Source organism: Rhodococcus sp. Q (assembly GCF_005503035.1).
Lineage (GTDB): Bacteria > Actinomycetota > Actinomycetes > Mycobacteriales > Mycobacteriaceae > Rhodococcus_G.
In genome coordinates this window covers 261,697-281,105 of the sequence record NZ_SCOY01000004.1, presented here as the reverse complement: position 1 = coordinate 281,105, position 19,409 = coordinate 261,697, and the positions used below count along the sequence as shown (strand labels likewise).

Sequence of the window (19,409 nt, the reverse complement as noted above, 5' to 3'; positions counted from 1 at the left end):
GTTAGGCCGGAACCTCGAAACGCGACAACGCGAGCAGACGCGAGGTGGCGCGCAGGTACTTCTTCTTGTAGCCGCCCGCGAGCATCTCGGGGGTGAAGATCTCGTCGAGCTTCGCGCCGGACACGGTGACCGGAATGCTGGCGTCGTAGAGACGGTCCGCGAGGACCACGAGACGCAGTGCCACCGACTGGTCCTGTGCGGGGTGCACGCCGTCGAGGAACACCGCGGTGACGTCCTGGATCAGCTTGTTGTACCGCGACGGGTGCAGGGTGCTCAGGTGCACGCACAGCTCGTCGAAATTGTCGAGGGTGGCGCCGGGTGTCGCCTCCGCGCGCTCGCGCAGATCCTCCGACGAGATCGGCTCCGGGGCGGGCGGAAGGTCGCGGTGGCGGTAGTCGGGGCCGTCGACGCGGATGGTCTCGAAGATCGAGCCGAGCTTCTTGATCTCGCGCAGGAAGTCCTGGGCCGCGAAGCGACCCTCGCCGAGCTGGCCTGGCAGGGTGTTCGACGTCGCGACGATGGACACGCCGCGCGCGGACAGTTCGGTCAGCAGCCGCGAGACCAGCATCGTGTCGCCCGGATCATCGAGCTCGAACTCGTCGATGCACAGCACACTGTGCGAGGACAGCTGCTCGACGGCGTTGTTGAAGCCGAGCGCGCCGACGACGTGGGTGAGTTCGACGAACGTACCGAACGCCTTCGGGCTGGGCGAGCTGTGGAAGATCGACGCGAGGAGGTGCGTCTTGCCGACGCCGAACCCGCCGTCGAGATAGAGGCCAGCGCCGGTGGAGGGCGCCTTCTTGCCGAACAGGCCGCGGCGTCCGCCGGCCCGGATCTTCGCAACTTTGCCCGAGAACTCCTCGGCCTTGGCGACCGCAGCGGCCTGGCTCGGTTCGTTCGGATCGGGGATGTAGGAGGCGAAACTCACCTCGTCGAACATGGCGGGCGGGACCATCTGGGCAATCAGTTGGTCGGCGTGGACCACGGGATTGCGATCGACAAGGCGCTGCGGCATGTAAACAGCGTATCTACGTGCTGTTATCGACACTATGCGCGCTATCGATAATGAGGGATTCCTCACAACAGCTCACAGCCGGCTACACGACGACGAGATCCGCGAGCTGTACGCCTACCCAACGGATCCGAGCTCGCCGTGGATCCGAATGAACTTCGTCTCCAGTATCGACGGTGCGGTCACGTCCGACGGTACATCCGGGGCACTCGGCACGCCCGCGGATCGGCGGCTTTTCACACTTCTGCGCGAGCTCGCCGATGTCGTGGTCGTGGGCGCGGGCACGGTCCGATCCGAGAACTACGGCGGCGCGAAACCCGACGCCGCCACCAGGGACCGCCGCCTCGCCCGTGGTCAGGCGTCGGTTCCCCCGATCGCCGTCGTCACCACCAGCGCGCACATCCACCCCCGAAGCAGGCTCCTGACGGACACGGATGTGCCACCGATCGTGATCACCGGCCGGGCCGCACCCGAGGACCGGGTGCAGGCACTCGTCGCGGCCGGCGCCGACGTGGTGAGGGTCGACGACGATGCCGTCCCGACCTCGGCGCTGCTGGCCTCGCTTGCGGAGCGAAACCTGAATCGCGTGCTCTGCGAGGGCGGCCCGAGCCTGTTCGGGCAATTGCTGCGGGACGACGCCGTCGACGAACTGTGTCTGACGACGTCACCGATGCTCATTGCGGGAAGTGCGGGACGGATCGCGTCGTCCCCGTCGTCCTCACCCAGGCCGATGCGACGCGCTCACGTGCTCGCCGACGACGACGGCACGATCCTGACCCGCTGGGTGAGGGAGCGACCTGGCAGGCTGTGACGCATGCGCACATTGGGGTTGGCGGCACTGGTCATCGCGTTGTGCAGTGCGTGCAGCGCGGGGCCGAGCATCCGACCGGACGTCGCGGTCGTCGAGGAACAGGAAGGTGCCCCGGCCTCGACGACGGGTGACGTCCCCACCGGTGCAGCCGAGTTGCCGGTACCGCAGCACGACCTCGACTGGCGGGACTGCACCACCACGACGGTGGCCGTCCTGGGGTTGCCGCCGGGTCCGCCGGGGCTGGTCCTCGAGTGTGCGGAACTGACGACGCCTGTCGACCCGGACGAGTTGATGCGCGGCACGTTCACCCTCGGTGTCCTGCGCGCGAGGCTGCCCCAGACTCCGACCGACGTCGCGCCCCTCGTCCTCACGACGGGAGCGGATCGTTCGTCGACGTCGACGCTGGCGGCGCTCGCGACCGGACCGGTCGGATCACTGCTGCCGTCGCGTCCGTTGGTGGCGGTGGACCGCCGCGGCATCGGCACGTCCACGGCGATCGAGTGCGCCAACAGCACGACCACCACGATGCCTCGGCAGGCGATGATCGACCTCGGACAGTTCACGCCGCCCCCGGCGCCGGGTGGTGACGAGGCGGACACCGTCCTCGCACTGGGGCGGGATGCCACGACGGTCTGCTCGGACTTCCTGGCACCGCACGAACTCTCCTTCGATGCCCTCAATGCCGCCGGGGATCTCGACGAGATCCGACGGATGTGGGGCGTCGACCGGATCGGTCTGATCGCCGCAGGCAGCGGCGTCGACGTCGCCCTCGCGTACGCGGCCGAGCACCCGGAGTCGCTGGGACGGCTCGTCCTCGACTCGCCGTCGGTGGTTCGGTCGGACGCCGCGACGGCCACCGAATCCGTGGTCCGCGGCAGGCAGGCGGCTCTCGCCTCGTATGCCAGGCAGTGCGCGGCGCTCCAGTGCTCGCTCGGGGCGGATCCGCTGGGCGCGATCACGAACCTGGTCGAGCGGGCCCGCAACGGCGAACTGGGCACGGTGTCCGCGAACGCGGTGCTGATCGCGATCACCGACTTCGTCGGTTCGCCGCGCCCCGACGTTCAGGCCGGGATTCGTGAGTTCTCCGACACCCTGTCCGCCGCGGCGGCGGGCGACACCGGCCCCCTGCAGGCACGGATCGATACCGCGGTCGCCGCGATCCGGACCGACGGTCAGTTCATCGCGCGGTGCTCCGACGGCGACCAGTGGCCGACGCCGGGACGAGTCCGGGAACTGATGACCGACTGGGGACAGCGGTATCCGGTGTTCGGACCGGAGGCGGCGCTGGAAATGCTGCTGTGTGCGTCCTGGCCGAGCACTCCGCCGCCGCCGGGGCCCGATACCGACACCGTCGGGACGATGATCGTTGCCGGTGCCGCCGATCCGGTCGGCGGTGACGGGTCGGCGTCGGCGTCGGGTGCCCTCGGCGCCGTCGGCACTCCGACGGCGACCATTGTCTGGCTGGGGTCGGGTCACCCCGCATTCACGCATTCCGACTGCGTGCAACTCGCGATCGCCGGGTACGCGGACACCGGCCTTCTGCCGCCCGACGGCGGTGCGTGTCCGGGCTGAGCCCGAATCCGGGCGGCGTCTTGGGGCGGCGGAGGCGACGCGTCGGGTACCGTGCCACGGTGTTCCTTCGACAGCTCGAGCCGCGTACCGCCCGCACCACCGCCGAGGTGGTGAAGTTCGCGCTCTGGCCGCTCGCGATCATGACGGTCCTGCACCGCGTGCTGGTCAAGGCCGTGAACGGGGCGCGCACCGATGACTTCACACCGGTGTACAACGCCGCGCTGGCCTTCCTGAACCGACAGCCGGTGTACACCGCCAATTTCAACTGGGTGGACCCGCACTACCTGTACGCGCCGAGCGGCACACTGCTGCTCTCGCCGATCGCGATCATCGACCCCGAGCGGTCCCGGTGGCTGTTCATCCTCGGCAACGCGGTCGCCGTGATCATCGCCGGCTACCTGCTGCTGCGCATGTTCGGTCTGGCACTCGACTCCATCGCCGCCCCGATCCTGCTCCTCGGCATGTTCGCGAGCGAGACGGTCACCAACACACTGGTCTTCACCAACGTCAACGGTGTGGTCCTGCTCGGCGAGGTCGCGTTCCTGCTGCTTCTCCTGCGCCGGCGTGACGCATGGGCGGGCGTCGCCATCGGATTGACGCTGGCGATCAAACCCGTACTGGCCCCCCTGCTGTTGCTCCCGCTGGTGACGAAGCAGTGGCGCGCACTGGTCACGGCGGTCGGTGTCCCGCTGGTCCTGACTGCGGTCGCGTGGCCCCTGGCCGTCGACCCGATGGAGTTCGTGCACCACACGTTGCCGTACCTGATGGAGTCGCGGGACTACTTCAACTCCGCGATCGTCGGCAACGGCGCCTACTACAACCTGCCGACCTGGCTGATCTTCGGACTCAGGGGCGTCTTCGCCGTGGTGGTGCTGGTGTCGCTGTGGCTGCTCTACCGGTACTACCGCGAGGACCGCCTGTTCTTCCTCACCACCACAACCGGCGTTCTCATGGCGGGCTCGTTCCTGCTCGGTTCGCTCGGTCAGATGTACTACTCGATGATGCTGCTGCCGTTGCTGATGACCGTGGTGCTGCGCAACTCGGTGATGCGGAACTGGCCGGCCTGGCTCGCGGTGTACGGATTCATGTCCCTGGACAGTTGGCTGTCGGGCCGGTTCCCAGCGACCGGGCGGGCGGCCGAGTACATGAAGACCACACTTGGCTGGAGCCTGCTGCTGCTCGTGATCTGCGGTGTGCTCGTCACCCGGTACCTGACCGCGAAACGCGAGGGTCGCCTCGACCGAGGCATCGATCCGGCGTTCGACGAACCGGAGCGGGAAGCCGTTCCCGTCGCGTCCTGAGTAGCGTGGTCTCATGACCCCGGATTCTGAGCACACTGCTGCGGGCCGCAAGCCCGGGTTCGAGCTGACCGACGCGCAGTGGCGCGAGAAGCTGACACCCGAGGAGTACGCGGTGCTTCGGCAAGCGGGTACCGAACGTCCCTTCGTCGGCGAGTACACCGACACGAAGACCGTCGGCGAGTACCACTGCCGCGCGTGTGACGCGCTGCTGTTCACGTCGACCGAGAAGTTCGAGTCGCATTGCGGGTGGCCGTCGTTCTTCGACCCCGCCGATTCGGACGCGGTGATCCTGCGTGCCGACGACTCCCTGGGAATGCGCCGTGTCGAGGTGCTGTGCGCCAACTGCCACAGCCATCTCGGGCACGTTTTCGAGGGCGAGGGTTATCCGACGCCGACGGACCAGCGGTACTGCATCAACTCGATCTCACTGCGCCTGACGCAAACGGGGTAGGTCGTCCCGGCTCGCACTGCGCCGAGCGCCGAAGGCGGGGACGATTTGTCCATGACCGCTACGAGGGCGTCGCGTAAGTCGAAGGTGTCCATCATCGGCGCAGGCAGCGTCGGCACCGCGGTTGCGTATGCGTGTCTGATCCGCGGGTCGGCGGATTCACTCGCGCTGTACGACACCAACGCGGGCAAGGTCCGAGCCGAGGTGCTGGATCTCAACCACGGGACGCAGTTCGCGCCGGCATGTGTCATCGACGGGGCCGACGACCTCGCGGTGACCACGGCGTCGGACCTGATCGTCGTCACCGCGGGCGTGAAGCAGCGCCCGGGACAGTCGCGACTCGACCTCGCCGCCGCGAACGTCGAACTCGTCCAGGCACTGACCCCGGCGCTGCTCGACCTCTCTCCTGACGCTGTGATCGTGTTCGTGAGCAACCCCGTCGACATCGTCACGTACGCGGCCGTACGCACGGCGGGTGCGGAGTTCGCGCCCCGGATCTTCGGTTCGGGCACCGTCCTCGACTCGGGTCGGCTGCGATTCCTGGTCGCCCAGCGCGTCGACGTGGCCGTCGAGAACGTGCACGCGCTCATCGTCGGCGAGCACGGCGATTCGGAGATCGCACTGTGGTCGAGCGCGACGATCGGCGGGGTGCCCGCCCTGAGCTACGACGTCGGCGCCGGCCCGGTGTTCGACGAGAACGCCTGCGCCGAGCTGTCGGCCGAGGTGACGCGGAGCGCCTACGAGATCATCGAGGGCAAGGGCGCCACCAATCTGGCGATCGGCCTGTCGACGGCACGGATCGTCGAGGCCGTCCTGCGCGACCAGCATCGCGTGCTCCCCGTGTCCACTGTGCAGACCGGCGCGTACGGCATCGACGGGGTCTGCCTGTCGCTGCCGACCCTCGTCGACGGACGCGGCGCCACGCGGGTGCTCGAGGTGCCGCTGTCCGGCGGTGAGGCGGAGGGCCTGCGGGCGTCCGCGCAGGCGCTGCGGGGCGTGCAGCGCGCGCTCGGACTGTGACACCTCAGCCGGCGTACATCTCGTCGATGAGGTTCTTCGCGATCGTGGAGGCCGGATCGTGCCCGTTCGCGCCGGGCGCGAGATTCGCCCACACGATCAGCGTGACCCCGTTCTCCGGGTCCGAACCCATGAACGAGTTGTAGCCGGGCAGCTCGCCGGTGTGCCCGTACATCGGCCCCATCTTCGCGATGCCCCAGCCGTAGCCCGCCGCCTCGGGGCTGGACGGGTCCGTCGGCTGAACACTGGCCAGCCGCTGCTTCTGCATGTCGGCGTCCAACGCCTTGCCGCCCGCGAGCGCCTCCGCCCAGGTGGCGAGGTCCTCGGCGGTCGAGATTCCGCCGCCCGCGGACCACGTCCACGACGGGTTGTTGTTCGTGACGTCGGTCGGAGCGAGGGTGCCGTCCATCGCCTGGGCCTGCATGTCCTGGGGCAACGCCGGATCGGTGAGGGTGAGCATGTTGGTGCCGAAGAAGTAGCCGTGCGAGTACGGATCGGGAAGCGAGGTGTCCGTCGGCTCGGGGAACGACGAGCTGGTCAGACCGGCGGGACCGATGATGCGGTCACGGTAGATCTCGGCGAGCGGCTTGCCGTCGAGTTGCTCTGCGATCAGACCGAGCAGAACGTAGTTGGTGTTCGAGTAGTGGTACCCGCCACCGGGCGGGAAGTACGGCGGCTGCGACAGCCCGAGGGCGAGCAGTTCCTCCGGCATCCAGACGCGTCCCGGGTCGTTGTCGAGTGCCTCGTTGAGCTCCGGGGTCTCGCTGTAGTTGTAGAGCCCGGACCGCATGTCGAGGACCTGCGCGATGGTGATGTTCTCGCCGTTCGGGACGTCGGGGCGGTACTTCGACACGGGGTCGGTCACCGCGATCTGCCCCTCCTGCGCGAGCTGCAGGATGGCCGTCGCGGTCCACGTCTTGGTGTTGGAACCGATCCGAATGTGGTCCCCCAGCGCGACGGCGTCACCGCCGCCGCGTTCGGTGGTGCCGTACGTCGCGGTGATCGTGCCCGACGGAGTGCGCAGCAGCGCGACCGCACCGGGGAACAGGAACTCCTTCGCTCCCTCCTCGAGCGCGGCCTCGAGCCCCGCCTGATCGACGGGCTTGACGGCACCGGCATCCGAGGTGGCCGACGATGTTGCGGCCGTGCCGGCCGTCGTGGACGTGGCGTCCGAGGACGCGTCGTCGGAGTCCGAGCACGCTCCGGCGAACAGGGTCAGCGTCACCACGACGCCCGTGACCCGCAGCAGTCGGCCAGGTACGGCTTTACGGTTCATGGGCTTTCACGCTACGCGGGGCCACAGCCGGATGTGAGGTGGTTCACATATGTGAACGAACTGTCGGCGGCTCGTACGCACGAATCGGCGGCACCTCACCCTCGAACCGCTCGACCTCGACCAGCACGTGCTGCCCGGTGCTGCCGCGCGCCAGTCGCGACGTCCCGACGTCGGGCGTGAGCACGTTCGGGTTTCCGTGCACGCACATCGAATTCGGATCGGACGGATCGAGCGGGTCGTACCAGGCGCCCGTCGACAGTTGAACGACCCCGACGAGCAGTCCGTCGTCGAGTACGGCCCCGGCGAGGCAGGCGCCGCGGTCGTTGAACACCCGCACGACGTCGCCGGCCGCGATGCCGCGCGCCGCGGCGTCGTCGGGGTGCAGCCGGATCGGTTCGCGCCCCTGGATTTTCGACGCCTGGCTGGTGGCGCCGTGGTCCAGTTGGCTGTGCAGCCGCGTCTTCGGCTGGTTCGCGATCATGTGCAGCGGGAACTGCTCGGCACGCCGCCCGCCGAGCCACTCCTGAGGCTCGTACCAGGTCGGATGCCCCGCGCAGTCGTCGTAGCCGAATCCGTCGATGTCGCTGGAGAAGATCTCGATCTTCCCGCTCGGTGTCCGCAACGCGTTGCGCTCCGGATCGGCGCGGAAGTCCTCCAGCAGCGTCAGGCCGTCCTCGGTGCGCATCCGGACGTGTCCACGCGCCCAGAACTCGTCGAACTGCGGTGCCTCGCCGCCATCGGCCCGCACGAAGCCGCGCCACTGCTCGTACAGGTGCTCGATCCACTCCGCCGACGTTCGCCCCTCCGTGAACTGCGCACCGAAACCGAGACGGCGTGCGAGTGCCGCGAAGGTGTCGTAGTCGTCACGGGCGTCGGCGTACGGCGGAACCGCTGCCTGCATCGCGACCATCAGCGGGTCGTTCCGGGTGCAGGACAGGTCGTTTCGCTCGAGTGATGTCGTGGACGGCACGACGATGTCGGCGTGCTTGGCCATCGGGGTCCAGTACGGGTCGTGCACGACGATCGTGTCCGGACGCGACAGTGCACGGCGCAGCCGGCCGAGGTCCTGATGGTGGTGGAACGGGTTGCCGCCCGCCCAGTACACGAGGCGGATGTCCGGGAACGTGCGGGTCTCGCCGTTGTAGTCGTACCGCTCCCCCGGATGCAGCAGCAGGTCCGAGATCGCCGCGACGGGGATCGACTCGGAGACCGGGTTCTGCCCCTGGAACAGGGTCGGCAGCGGGTACGGCACCGGCGCCAGGCCCGGCTCGTTCATCGACCCGTAGCCGTGGCCGAAACCGCCGCCGGGAAGACCGATCTGGCCGAGCATCGCGGCGAGGGTGATTCCCGCCCACGGTGCCTGCTCGCCGTGCCGGACCCGCTGCAGCGACCACGTGACGGTGACCAGCGTCCGGCCGGACGCCATCTGCCGGGCGAGGTCCGCGATCGTCGCGGCGGGAATCCCGGACAGGCCCTCGGCCCACGCCGGGTCCTTCGCGACGCCGTCGCTGCGGCCCAGCAGGTAGTCCTCGAACTTGTCGTAGCCGACGGTGTACCTGTCCAGGAAGGCGCGATCCGCGAGATCCTCTGTGGCCAGGACGTGTCCGAGCGCCAGCATGATCGCCACGTCGCTACCCGGCCGCGGCGCCAGCCACCGCGCGTCACCGTGCACGTCGTCGCGCAGAGGGCTGATCGTGACGATCCGCCCGCCGCGGGCGCGCAGCGCGTCCAGCGCGCCGCGGGTCGGGTGGTTGCTCGTGCCGCCGTCGTTGACCGCGGTGTTCTTCAGGGGGACGCCGCCGAAGCACACCATCAGATCGGTCTCGCGGGCGATGACGTCCCAGTTCGTCGAGCGCGCGAACAGCTTCCAGTGCGTGCCCATCACCCGAGGCATGATCACGCTGGTCGCGCCGAGCGAGTAGCTGTTCTCCGAGCGCGTGTAGCCACCGAACTGCTTCAGGAACCGGTGCACCTGGCTCTGCGCATGGTGGAACCGTCCCGGCGCCGACCAGCCGTAGGAGCCGCCGAAGATCGCCCGGTTGCCGTGCCTGTCGACGACCCGGCGCAGCTCGCCGGCCAGCAGTTCCGTGAGCTCGTCCCACGACACCGCGACGAAGTCGTCGGCGCCGCGCCGATCGGACGGACCCGGGCCGCCCTCGAGCCAGCCGCGCCGGACCGCCGGGCCGGTGACGCGCGAACGGTGACGAACCGACCCGACCGCGTTCTCGAGGATCGGTGAGGGGTCGGCGTCGCCGGCGAACGGGTGCACCGCGGTGACCTCACCGTTCGCCGACTCGGCCTCGAACATTCCCCAGTGCGCCATCTGCCGGCGCCGCTCCGAACTCACGGTGGCCAGTGTGCCACCGGTCGCTACTTCAGCTTCAGCTCGGCCACCACCCCGGCGTGATCCGAGGCCCACAGCGGCGCGGGTGCGTTTCGGAACGGTGCCGCTCCGACCGTCGAGACCTTCTTGGCCTGCCAGTCCCCCCTGGTCAGCACCAGGTCGATCCGCGTCGTGTTCTCCGACACCGGGTTCGTCAACAACTCGTTCTGGCAGCACGTCAGCCCGGGATCGTTCCGGTTGGCTGCGGGCCACGCATCGACGAGTCCGCCTGCGATCAGGTTCGCGTAGGTCGGCGTCGTCGTGCCCGCCGCGTCGGAGTTGAAGTCGCCGACGACGATCACGGGCAGCGGACTCGCGGTGACGATTCCGAGTGCCTCCGCGCCCTGCGCGACCTGAATGGCGGGCACCGGGGACTCGGTCTCGAGGTGGGAGTTGAAGAACCGGAACGAGGCGCCGTTCACGGTCGCGTCGACCGATGTCCAGCCTCGGGTGAAGCTGACGGTGCTTCCTGCCGCGGTGGGCACGGTGAGCTGCGCGGCGTAGTGGCCGTTCTGCGGGTTCGCGGTGGCCACCCCGGACCGCGCGAGGATCACGTCGCGGTCCGTGAGCCGGATGTCCGACAGCGGCAGTCCCAGCACAGGATTCACCGGTGCCGCCGGATCCAGGTACGGCGCCTCGACGTCGGCGTTGGTCGACGTCGCGACCGCGGTGTAGGCCAGGCCGCGTTCGGCCAGCTCGGACTGCAGGATCGCGAGGAAGTCCTGGAACGGGGTTGTCGCGTTCGGGGTGCCCGTGAGATCGGCGGGGGTCTGGGTCCGCCACAGCGAGACCTCTTGCAGACCCACGAGATCGGGGCCCGCCTGCTGGATCTCGGTGGCCAGCGCGTCGGCGCGGGCCGCGAAGTCGGTCTCGATCACGTTCTGTCGGGCCCGGGTGACGGCCTCGACGAACTGCGGGAGGGTCGGTGCGGTCACGATGTCGGTCAGACCGGTTCCGAGGTAGAGGTTCCGCGTCATCACGGTGACCTTCTTGTTGTTCGGTTCACCCGGTGGGGTGCCGTTGTTCGGCGCCGCGGCGGCGGGCGCCGCCACCACGAACGCGGCGGCGACGGTGACGAGAATGCCCAACCGCCTGGTGATCTTCGAGAAACGCTGCGACATGGTGGATACCTCCGTCGTGGTGGCGTGCCCGGTACACCCGACGACGGTCACCACCGGTACTCCTCGGGCGAAGCCTCGGGCGTCCGTTGCAGGTGGGTACCGCCGTCCACCACGGAGAGTGACACAGAAAGCCCTCCCCGCGGTCGGTAACGACGAGACTTCGTCCCGACCGCAGGGGGCAGGATCAGGGCAGGGAGTTGACCAGCTGCTCCACCGACACACGCGGACCGGTGAAGAACGGCGTCTCCTCGCGGACGTGCATGCGAGCCTCGGTGGCGCGCAGATCACGCATCAGGTCGACGATCCGGTCCAGCTCCGGCGCCTCGAACGCGAGGATCCACTCGTAGTCGCCGAGCGCGAACGCGGGCACCGTGTTGGCGCGGACGTCCGGGTAGCCGCGTCCCGCCTTGCCGTGATCGGCGAGCATCGTGCGACGCTCGGCGTCGGGCAGCAGGTACCACTCGTACGAGCGCACGAACGGGTACACGCAGATGTAGGCGCCCGGCTCCTCGCCCGCGATGAACGCAGGTACGTGGCTCTTGTTGAACTCCGCCGGACGGTGCAGTGCGACGTTCGACCACACCGGGTCGCTCGCCTGGCCCAGGTCCGTCGTGCGCCGGAAGTCGGCGTACAGCTTCTGCAGGTCCTCGAGCTTCTCGGCGTGGGTCCAGATCATGAAGTCCGCGTCCGCGCGCACACCGGCGATGTCGTAGATGCCGCGGACGACGACGTCCGTGTCCTCGTACGAGTCGAAGAAGTCCTGGGCGTTCTTCACCGCGGCGGCGCGGTCGTCACCGAGGACTCCGGGCTGGGCCTGGAACACCGAGAACATCGCGTAGCGCAGGGTGGAATTGAGCTTGTCGTAATCGAGGCGTGCCATGGCCCTATCCTGCCACCTGCTCCGCGAGCCGTGTCGCGGCCGTCGTGGCTGATCGGACACATGCCGGGACGCCGACGCCGTGCAGCATCGCGCCCGCGACCTCGATGCCGTCGACCAGGGCGATCTCGGATTCGAGTGCCGCGACGACGTCGAGGTGACCGGCCCGGTACTGCGGCAGGCCGCCGTGCCAGCGCTGCACGAAGGTCGCGATGGGCTGATCGGTGACGCCGGTGACGGTGGCGAGGTCCGCGCGCGCCAGGGTGACGAGCTGCTCGTCGTCGGCGTCGACGAGGGCGGCGTCCCCGAACCTGCCGAACGACGCTCGCGCCAGGGTGACCGCGCGCGCGCCGAGGTGCGGCCACTTCCGGGCCGAGAGTGTGAACGCCTTGGCCGCGAGGTCCTCGCCGGTGGCCACCAGGATTCCTGAATTGTTCGGCAGTGCAGCATTCTTCGGCAGCGCCATGGCGACGACGACGGACGACGCGAGCGGAATGTCGCGCGCCTGCGTCGCTGCTGCAGGCACCGTGTCGGCGAGCAGTGTCGCGGCGCGGTCGGCGGGAACCGCGAGGATGACCCCGTCGACCTCGCCGATCGGGTCGATCGACCAACGGCCGCCGGTCCTCCGCAGCCCCGCTGCGCGGGTGCCGTCGTGGAACTCGGCTGCCGACGCCTCGCGAAGCGCGTCGAGGAGGGTGCCGTACCCGTCGCGGAGTGTCCCGAACACGGGTGCGTCCGAGGGGGGTGGCAGCGCACGGCGCACCGCCTCGGTCAGGCTCGGCGCACCCGCGTCCAGCGCGGCCGCGAGCGTCGGAACCGTCGCCCGAACGCCCGCTGTGTCGGACAGGCCCGAGTAGACCCCACCGAGCAGCGGATCCACGGAGCGCCGGACCACCTGGTCCCCGAACCGGGCGCCGACAAGGGCGGCGACCGAGACGTCGGTGGTGCTGTCCCAGTGCAGCGGGGTGGTCGGCTCGGCGTCGATCTGCGCGAGGGTCTGCGCGTCGACCAGTCCGACAAGGGACTCCGACCCGGCCGGGATGCCCATGAGGGTCCCGGTGGGCAGCGGATGCAGCCGCCCGCCCGCCCAGATCAGCGGCCGCGCTCCCGACGGGTGCTCCACCTGGTCGGACAGGCCCAGCTCGGCGAGGAGCTCGGGCACCTCCGGACGCCGCTCGATGAACGCCTCGGCCCCGACGTCGACCGGATCACCGGCGAGCGGGACGGTACGCAGTTTGCCGCCGCACCGATCCGACTCCTCGAGCACCACGATCCGGGCGTCCGGTCCGAGGCGCTGCCGCAACCGGTAGGCGGCGACGAGCCCGGAGATGCCACCACCCACCACCGCCACCGTGGTCACAGCGAATGCACCAGCTCCACGACGTCGGTGAGCACGGCCGGATCGGTGTCGGGGAGGACGCCGTGGCCGAGGTTGAAGATGTGCCCGATCGCCCCGGCCGCAACCGCGCGGTCCGCCTCGGCAGTGATGCGCCGCACCTCCTTCTCGATCGCGTCCCAGCCGGCGAACAGCACCGCGGGATCGAGGTTGCCCTGTAGCGCCTTGCCCGGACCGACCCGGCGGGCCGCGTCGTCGAGCGGGATCCGCCAGTCGACACCGACGACGTCGGCCCCGGCCTCCCCCATCACGCCGAGCAGTTCACCGGTACCCACGCCGAAGTGGATACGCGGCACGCCCGCCTCGGCGACCTCGGCGAACACCCGCTCGGAATGCGGCAGGACGTACGTGCGGTAGTCCGCCTGCGACAGCGCACCCGCCCACGAGTCGAACAGCTGGATCGCATCGACACCGGCGTGCAGCTGCGCCTTCAGGAAGGCGATGGTGGTGTCGGCGAGCGCGCCGAGCAACGCATGCCACGTCGCCGGGTCGGAGTGCATGAGCGCCTTCGTGCGCTCGTGGTTGCGACTCGGTCCACCCTCGACCAGGTACGACGCCAGCGTGAACGGGGCGCCCGCGAAACCGATGAGGGGGGTGTCCCCGAGCTCGGTCGTCAGGAGCGCGATCGCCTCGGTTACGGCGCCGACCTCTTCGGCACGCAGCCGGGGCAGCGCCTTGACGTCGGCGGCTGTGCGCACCGGGTTCGCGACGACAGGCCCCGTGCCCGCGACGATGTCCAGGTCGATGCCCGCCGCCTTGAGCGGGACCACGATGTCCGAGAACAGGATCGCGGCGTCCACCTTGTGCCTGCGCACCGGCTGCATGGTGATCTCGCAGACCAGCTCCGGGTTGAAGCAGGATTCGAGCATCCCGATCCCCGCCCGGATCTCCCGGTACTCGGGCAACGACCGCCCGGCCTGCCGCATGAACCACACCGGCCGGTGTCGCGGCCGCCCGCCGGTGGCCGCGGCCAACAGCGGCGCGTCGGTGAGGCGCCTGCGGTACGGGTACCGCGCGCCGGTGGTCATCGCCGAATTCGTGTCTTCCAGATCGCTCATGTGTCCCAACGCTTCGTCACCTGGTCCGTGCTACTCGTCCGTCATGCTGCCAGATCCGCCGCCACACGACGTCCGGCGCGCCTCCCGCGCCGATCATCGGGGCCGGTCTACCGTCCGCTCTGTGACCATGTCCGGACCCAACGCCGAGCCAGCGCCGTTCCGTAGCGCAGTGGACTCCATGCATGCGGCATCGGTCCACCCGCAGATCGAGATCGGCCCGATCCGGCCGCCTCAGCGACTCGCCCCGTACAGCTACGCGATCGGCGCCGAAGTCAGGCATCCGCAGGCCGACGCCGTTGCCGAGGACTCCGAGGGCGATGCCTTCGGTCGGCTGATCCTGCTCTACGACCCCGCGGGCGACGAGGCGTGGAACGGGACCCTGCGCCTGGTTGCCTATATCCAGGCCGACCTCGAGGCAGACCTCGCGGCCGATCCGCTGCTTCCCGAAGTCGCGTGGAGCTGGCTGATCGACGCGCTCGACGCCCACCACGAGCAGGTGACGGCACTCGGCGGCACCGTCACCGCGACCAGTTCGGTCCGATACGGCGACATCGCCGGTCCGCCGCGCGCCCACCAACTGGAACTGCGGGCGTCCTGGACTGCGGGTAGCACCACGTTGGCGCCTCATGTCGAGGCGTTCTGCGAGGTTCTCGCAGCGGCGGCGGGTCTGCCGCCCGCAGGCGTCACCTCACTGGGTCACTGACGGCTGCGCGGGTTCGGTTCCCTCCTCCGCGCGTGCGCGTGTCCATTCCAGAAATGCCGCCACTCGGGTGGTGACCTGGTCGCTGCGCAGGGAGTGGAAGAGGTCGAAGGCGTGCTGGGCTCCGCGCAGTTCCGCGTACGCGACGGGGTTGTAGGACACGTCGCGGAGCCTCCGGACGAAGTCGCGGGCCTCGGCGACGGGGATGAGCGAGTCGTTCGTTCCGTGGATGACGAGGAACGGTGGCGCACCGGCGTGCAACTTCGCGAGCGGCGAGGCGGCCAGGTAGGAGTCGGGGAACACCGCGTCCCGCCCGAGAACCATCCGGGTCAGTTTCGACTCGACCCGCCACCGGACGGCGGGGATGCCCGATTCGCCGGTGAAGTCGTAGGCGCCGTAGAACGGCACGCAGGCCTGCACCGACGTGTCGAGGTCCTCGAAACCGGGCTGCAGCACCGCGTCGTTCGCGGTCAGCGCGAGCATCGTGGACAGGTGGCCGCCTGCCGAACCACCGGTGACCGCCAGAAAACCCGGATCTCCCCCGTACTGCGGACCCTCGGTGCGCATCCACCCGACCGCACGTTTGAGTGCGACGAGGTGGTCCGGCCACACCGCCTTGGGCGAGAGCGGGTAGTTCACCGCCGCACACACCCAGCCCCGCGACGCCATCTCCACCATCAGGGGCAGTCCCTGCTGGTCCTTGTTACCGATCACCCATCCGCCGCCGTGCACCTGCAGCAGCATCGGCGCGTCGGCCGGGGTGTCGCGGTGGTGGTAGACGTCGACGAGGAAGCGCTTGCCGCCGGGCGCGTACGCGAGGTTCCGGACCCGGCGCACGCCCTCGCGACGGTACGAGAACGGCCGCGACGACGACCGCCAGTCGACGGCACGACCCGGGAGGTCGATCCCGACCTCGGTGAGCGCCGCGTCCATCTCGGCTCCCGCCCGGCTGCCCGTGAGGATGTTCGCAGCCAATCCGGCAGCGGACGCGGCGGCGAGGGCGAGCCCGATCCGATCGGTCGGGGTGCGGACGCCGCGCCGCGCCACGTGGATGCCCGCGTCGAGCGCGGTGGCCGCGAGAAGTTGAGGTGCGAGCTCCGACGTCAGCCAGCCCGCGGGGAAGGCGGGGACGGCGCTGCGCGGGCCGTCCATCGGGCGCAACGCGTTCACGCTCGCCACCGCGTTCACTGCCTGCCGTAGTGCGAAGGAAATAGTCATGCGCTGCCTTTCGGGTGTACCGCCGGATCGAATCTAGGACACGCCGCGCACTCGGCGGGGGCATTCCGCCACGCGTGGTCCGGGTCGTTCCTCGATGCTTGAGACAGCCGTCGTAGAGTCACCTACCATGTCGGAGCCGAGCGTCCCCTCGCCTGCACCCACCGCTGTCCCCCTCCTGGCGCCGTCGGGCGGGCTGCCCGAGGTGGTGGACTCGCCTCGCCTGGTCGCGGAGGCGGCAGTGCGGCTCGCGGGTGGCACCGGGCCACTCGCCGTCGACGCCGAGCGCGCATCCGGCTTCCGCTACTCCAACCGCGCCTACCTGCTGCAGTTCCGGCGCGCCGGCGCGGGAACGGTCCTGGTCGATCCGATCCCTGTCACGGGCGATCTCGGTCCGCTCGCCGAGGTGATCAATCCCCTCGAGTGGGTCCTGCATTCGGCGGATCAGGATCTGCCGGGGATGGCGGAGCTCGGACTCCGACCTGCCTCGCTGTACGACACCGAACTCGCGGGCCGGTTGGCCGGATTCGAACGGGTGGGGCTCGCGGCGGTCGTCGAACGACTGCTCGGGCTGGAACTGAAGAAGGGACACGGCGCCGACGACTGGTCCCGCCGTCCGCTACCCGAATCGTGGCTCAACTACGCGGCTCTCGACGTCGAGGTGCTCGTGGAACTGCACGACGCGATCGCCGCCGAGCTCGAATCGCAGGGCAAAACCGATTGGGCCGCACAGGAATTCGAGCACATCCGGCTCGCGGGCCCACCGAAGCCGAAGGCCGACCGCTGGCGGCGCACGTCGCAGATCCACTCCCTGAAGTCGCCCCGCCAGCTCGCCGCGGTCCGTGAGTTGTGGCTGGCACGCGACGAGATCGCGTCCCGTCGCGACATCGCGCCCGGCCGCATCCTCCCGGACTCGGCGATCACGGCGGCCGCGAGCGCGAACCCGATGTCCGTGGACGCGCTCCGGGCACTACCGGTGTTCGGCGGACCCCGCCAGCGCCGCAGTTCGAAGGTGTGGCTCCAGGCACTCGAACGCGCCCGCGCGCTTCCCGAGTCGGAGCTGCCGCCGGTCACACAGCCGTTCAGCGGTCCACCGCCCGCCGGACGCTGGGCCCGGAAGCACCCCGACGCGGCGGAACGGCTCGCTGCGGCGCGGGCAGAGCTGGCGACCCTGAGCGAGCGGGTGACCGTGCCGGTCGAGAATCTTCTGATGCCGGAACTGGTGCGGCGACTGTGCTGGGACTACGTCCCCGCCGACCATGCCGGTGAGAGTGCCGCCCAGTTGACGGAGTTCGTCGACTCGGTTCTCCAGGCCGGCGACGCCAGGCCGTGGCAACGCGAACTGACCGCGCCCGTACTCGCCGCAGCGCTGACGCAGGCGACGACTACCTGACGCCGCCCGCGGCGATCATCAGGTCGGTGCAGCGCTCGATCAGGGTTTCCGTGTCCACCTCGACCGCACCGTCGAGCCACGCGGTGAGGATCTGAGCGAGTCCGCCGACGACGAAGTGACCGACGAGGTCGAGTTCGGGGCCGGACGGCGTGTCGTAGAAGTCGACCGCCTGCGCGATGGTCAGGCCGACGAACATCCGCACCGATTCCAGGCGCTGCTGCGCGAGCATGTTGTTCAGGGATGCGAAGAACACGAGTCGGCCGAGTCGTGGATCGTCCGAGATCTCCTGGACGAGGATGGCGACGACCGCGCGCACGAGGGCGCGTTCCTCCTGCGGCGCCTCGGCGACCGCCCGGAGTGCCGATTCGGCGATTCGACCGACCGCGTGCTCGTAGACGGCCACCGCGAGCGCTTCCCGATCGGCGAAGGACTCGTAGAAGTACCGACTCGCCAGTCCGGCCTTCTTGCAGACTCCACGAACGGAGAAGGCCGTCTCACCGTCGGGCCCTCCCAGCAGGTCGAGTCCGGCTTCGATCAGTTGCGCCCGTCGTTCGGCCTTGCGCTGATCGCCCTCGACTCCCGCGTAGATCCGTGCCGACGTCGTCATGGCGTCCATCTTCCCATCGGGCGATCTTTTCATCCGACCCTTGTACGCGGTACATATATCTGAGTACAGTCGTGTTCAGATGCGGCCGACGGGGCCGAACGAGATACCTGGAGGGGCAGATGTCTGTGGCACCGGAAGCGGACGGCACGATAACGAGCGAATCGCCCGAAGCGGCAGCACCCGAGGCCGCGGCACCGAAGCCCGCCGCAGCCAAGCCGGCCGCCGCGAAACCCGCCGCGCGCAAGTCTGCGGCACGGAAGGCGGCGGCACCCAAGGCCGCCGCCGAATCCGACGCTGCAACCCCCGAAACCACACCGGCTGCGCCGGCCCCGGCGGCAGCGCCTGCCGTCCCGGCCGCCAAGCAGCCGATCCGGGCCATCGACGGCGGGCCCGTGCTGGCCCACGTCGACGGAATCTCCCTGATGGCGGGCGCCGCGAACGTCATCATGCAGCTCTCGTGGCCCGCGGTCGGCTATGGCGTGATGGAGAGCAAGGTCGAGTCGGGACGCCTGCTGGACCATCCGATCAAGCGCAGCCGCACCACACTGCAGTTTCTCGCGGTCGCGTCGATGGGCACCGACGAGGAGAAGCGACTGTTCCGCCGCGGCGTCAACCGCGCGCACGCCCAGGTTCGGTCGACCGACGAGAGCCCCGTCGAGTACAACGCCTTCGATCCGGAACTGCAGCTGTGGGTCGCGGCCTGCATCTACCGCGGCTTCGAGGACACCCATCGACTGCTGCGCGGCGCGTACACCCCGGCGCAGCGCGAGTACTACTACCAGAAGGGCGCGGTCTTCGGCACCACCCTTCAGGTCAAGGAAGAGATGTGGCCCGCGACCCGTGACGCGTTCGAGGAGTACTGGGCGGAGTCACTGAAGAAGGTGCACATCGACGACGCCACCCGCGAGCACCTCGACTACATCGCGCGCGCCAAGTTCGCGCACCCTCTCACCGCCAGGCTGATCGGCAGGACCAACCTCTTCATCACGAAGGGATTCCTGCCGCAAGAGTTCCGTGACCAGATGCGGTACTCGTGGACAGCCAAGGACCAGAAGCGATTCGACCGCATGATGAAGGTGATCGCCACCGTCAACCGCCGGATGCCGACGGTGCTGCGCGAGTTCCCATACAACTACCTGATGGCCGACCTGCGCTGGCGCCTGCGAACGGGACGCTCACCGGTCTGATTCACCGAACCACGAAAGGCGATGGTGGCCAGGAT

The 19,409-nt window shown here is 69.4% G+C and carries 17 protein-coding genes; 8 read left to right on the top strand and 9 right to left on the bottom strand.

Going from position 1 to position 19,409, the window contains the following annotated elements; translation table 11 throughout:
• Position 1: 1 nt before the first annotated feature.
• The gene (zapE, locus tag FFS72_RS06890) at positions 2–1,015 is read right to left on the bottom strand and encodes a cell division protein ZapE (RefSeq protein ID WP_137873225.1); all 1,014 of its coding nucleotides are present in this window, start codon (positions 1,013–1,015) and stop codon (positions 2–4) included.
• A 34-nt stretch (positions 1,016–1,049) separates the two neighbouring features.
• Between zapE and FFS72_RS06885 the strand changes: the two genes are divergently transcribed.
• Genes FFS72_RS06885 through FFS72_RS06865 form a run of 5 tightly spaced genes read left to right on the top strand, consistent with a single transcriptional unit; the run spans position 1,050 to position 6,164 of the window.
• Entirely contained in the window at positions 1,050–1,823 is a 774-nt protein-coding gene (locus FFS72_RS06885) for a pyrimidine reductase family protein (protein ID WP_137873224.1), read from the top strand.
• Positions 1,824–1,826: 3 nt separating this feature from the next.
• A complete protein-coding gene (locus FFS72_RS06880; RefSeq protein WP_137873223.1) occupies positions 1,827–3,395 on the top strand; it encodes an alpha/beta hydrolase in 1,569 nt (522 codons plus the stop codon).
• A 59-nt stretch (positions 3,396–3,454) separates the two neighbouring features.
• The gene (locus FFS72_RS06875; protein ID WP_171018579.1) at positions 3,455–4,696 is read left to right on the top strand and encodes a glycosyltransferase family 87 protein; all 1,242 of its coding nucleotides are present in this window, start codon (positions 3,455–3,457) and stop codon (positions 4,694–4,696) included.
• A gap of 13 nt (positions 4,697–4,709) precedes the next feature.
• The gene (msrB, locus tag FFS72_RS06870; RefSeq protein WP_050066082.1) at positions 4,710–5,147 is read left to right on the top strand and encodes a peptide-methionine (R)-S-oxide reductase MsrB; all 438 of its coding nucleotides are present in this window, start codon (positions 4,710–4,712) and stop codon (positions 5,145–5,147) included.
• A gap of 51 nt (positions 5,148–5,198) precedes the next feature.
• Positions 5,199–6,164: an L-lactate dehydrogenase gene (locus tag FFS72_RS06865; protein ID WP_137873222.1), complete on the top strand. Its 966-nt coding sequence runs from the start codon at positions 5,199–5,201 to the stop codon at positions 6,162–6,164.
• Between the two features lie 4 nt (positions 6,165–6,168).
• Here FFS72_RS06865 and FFS72_RS06860 read toward each other — a convergent pair whose 3' ends face one another.
• The 6 genes from FFS72_RS06860 to hemE all read right to left on the bottom strand — a co-directional run bounded on the left by FFS72_RS06860 (position 6,169) and on the right by hemE (position 14,272).
• Positions 6,169–7,437 carry a serine hydrolase domain-containing protein gene (locus FFS72_RS06860; protein ID WP_137873221.1) on the bottom strand — a complete coding sequence of 423 codons (1,269 nt, stop codon included), beginning with the start codon at positions 7,435–7,437 and terminating at the stop codon, positions 6,169–6,171.
• A gap of 43 nt (positions 7,438–7,480) precedes the next feature.
• Positions 7,481–9,760 (bottom strand): molybdopterin guanine dinucleotide-containing S/N-oxide reductase, encoded by a 2,280-nt coding sequence (locus tag FFS72_RS06855; RefSeq protein ID WP_137873266.1) that lies wholly within the window; start codon positions 9,758–9,760, stop codon positions 7,481–7,483.
• 47 nt (positions 9,761–9,807) lie between these two features.
• On the bottom strand, positions 9,808–10,941 hold the full coding sequence (locus FFS72_RS06850) for an endonuclease/exonuclease/phosphatase family protein (protein WP_137873220.1): 1,134 nt from the start codon (positions 10,939–10,941) through the stop codon (positions 9,808–9,810).
• 184 nt (positions 10,942–11,125) lie between these two features.
• On the bottom strand, positions 11,126–11,821 hold the full coding sequence (hemQ, locus tag FFS72_RS06845) for a hydrogen peroxide-dependent heme synthase (protein WP_050066087.1): 696 nt from the start codon (positions 11,819–11,821) through the stop codon (positions 11,126–11,128).
• A gap of 4 nt (positions 11,822–11,825) precedes the next feature.
• Positions 11,826–13,178 (bottom strand): protoporphyrinogen oxidase, encoded by a 1,353-nt coding sequence (locus FFS72_RS06840; protein ID WP_137873219.1) that lies wholly within the window; start codon positions 13,176–13,178, stop codon positions 11,826–11,828.
• Positions 13,175–14,272 (bottom strand): uroporphyrinogen decarboxylase, encoded by a 1,098-nt coding sequence (gene hemE / locus FFS72_RS06835; protein WP_050066089.1) that lies wholly within the window; start codon positions 14,270–14,272, stop codon positions 13,175–13,177. Before hemE ends, FFS72_RS06840 begins: the two co-directional genes overlap by 4 nt.
• Before the next feature lie 127 nt (positions 14,273–14,399).
• Here hemE and FFS72_RS06830 point away from each other — a divergent pair, with 127 nt between their 5' ends.
• Positions 14,400–14,975, top strand: a complete 576-nt coding sequence (locus FFS72_RS06830; protein ID WP_137873265.1) for a DUF3000 domain-containing protein — start codon at positions 14,400–14,402, stop codon at positions 14,973–14,975.
• Here FFS72_RS06830 and FFS72_RS06825 read toward each other — a convergent pair.
• On the bottom strand, positions 14,961–16,190 hold the full coding sequence (locus FFS72_RS06825; RefSeq protein ID WP_137873218.1) for an alpha/beta hydrolase: 1,230 nt from the start codon (positions 16,188–16,190) through the stop codon (positions 14,961–14,963). The genes FFS72_RS06830 and FFS72_RS06825 overlap by 15 nt on opposite strands.
• A 127-nt stretch (positions 16,191–16,317) precedes the next feature.
• On the opposite strand from FFS72_RS06825, the gene FFS72_RS06820 reads away from it, so the two are divergent.
• Positions 16,318–17,580 carry a ribonuclease D gene (locus FFS72_RS06820; RefSeq protein WP_137873217.1) on the top strand — a complete coding sequence of 421 codons (1,263 nt, stop codon included), beginning with the start codon at positions 16,318–16,320 and terminating at the stop codon, positions 17,578–17,580.
• Here the strand turns inward: FFS72_RS06820 and FFS72_RS06815 are convergent.
• Positions 17,573–18,220 (bottom strand): TetR/AcrR family transcriptional regulator, encoded by a 648-nt coding sequence (locus FFS72_RS06815; protein ID WP_249353162.1) that lies wholly within the window; start codon positions 18,218–18,220, stop codon positions 17,573–17,575. The genes FFS72_RS06820 and FFS72_RS06815 overlap by 8 nt on opposite strands.
• A 389-nt stretch (positions 18,221–18,609) precedes the next feature.
• On the opposite strand from FFS72_RS06815, the gene FFS72_RS06810 reads away from it, so the two are divergent.
• Complete coding sequence (locus FFS72_RS06810) at positions 18,610–19,374, top strand: oxygenase MpaB family protein (protein ID WP_137873263.1); 765 nt, start codon at positions 18,610–18,612, stop codon at positions 19,372–19,374.
• Positions 19,375–19,409: the final 35 nt, after the last annotated feature.

Bases quoted from the DNA above. Each gene is read 5' to 3' on its own strand.
- FFS72_RS06825 (WP_137873218.1), bottom strand. From the start codon at position 16,190: ATGACTATTTCCTTCGCACTACGGCAGGCAGTGAACGCGGTGGCGAGC.
- FFS72_RS06885 (WP_137873224.1), top strand. From the start codon at position 1,050: ATGCGCGCTATCGATAATGAGGGATTCCTCACAACAGCTCACAGCCGG.
- hemQ (WP_050066087.1), bottom strand. From the start codon at position 11,821: ATGGCACGCCTCGATTACGACAAGCTCAATTCCACCCTGCGCTACGCG.
- FFS72_RS06860 (WP_137873221.1), bottom strand. From the start codon at position 7,437: ATGAACCGTAAAGCCGTACCTGGCCGACTGCTGCGGGTCACGGGCGTC.
- FFS72_RS06830 (WP_137873265.1), top strand. From the start codon at position 14,400: ATGTCCGGACCCAACGCCGAGCCAGCGCCGTTCCGTAGCGCAGTGGAC.
- FFS72_RS06820 (WP_137873217.1), top strand. From the start codon at position 16,318: ATGTCGGAGCCGAGCGTCCCCTCGCCTGCACCCACCGCTGTCCCCCTC.
- FFS72_RS06810 (WP_137873263.1), top strand. From the start codon at position 18,610: ATGGCGGGCGCCGCGAACGTCATCATGCAGCTCTCGTGGCCCGCGGTC.
- FFS72_RS06850 (WP_137873220.1), bottom strand. From the start codon at position 10,941: ATGTCGCAGCGTTTCTCGAAGATCACCAGGCGGTTGGGCATTCTCGTC.
- FFS72_RS06855 (WP_137873266.1), bottom strand. From the start codon at position 9,760: ATGGCGCACTGGGGAATGTTCGAGGCCGAGTCGGCGAACGGTGAGGTC.
- FFS72_RS06815 (WP_249353162.1), bottom strand. From the start codon at position 18,220: ATGAAAAGATCGCCCGATGGGAAGATGGACGCCATGACGACGTCGGCA.
- FFS72_RS06865 (WP_137873222.1), top strand. From the start codon at position 5,199: ATGACCGCTACGAGGGCGTCGCGTAAGTCGAAGGTGTCCATCATCGGC.
- zapE (WP_137873225.1), bottom strand. From the start codon at position 1,015: ATGCCGCAGCGCCTTGTCGATCGCAATCCCGTGGTCCACGCCGACCAA.
- msrB (WP_050066082.1), top strand. From the start codon at position 4,710: ATGACCCCGGATTCTGAGCACACTGCTGCGGGCCGCAAGCCCGGGTTC.
- FFS72_RS06880 (WP_137873223.1), top strand. From the start codon at position 1,827: ATGCGCACATTGGGGTTGGCGGCACTGGTCATCGCGTTGTGCAGTGCG.
- hemE (WP_050066089.1), bottom strand. From the start codon at position 14,272: ATGAGCGATCTGGAAGACACGAATTCGGCGATGACCACCGGCGCGCGG.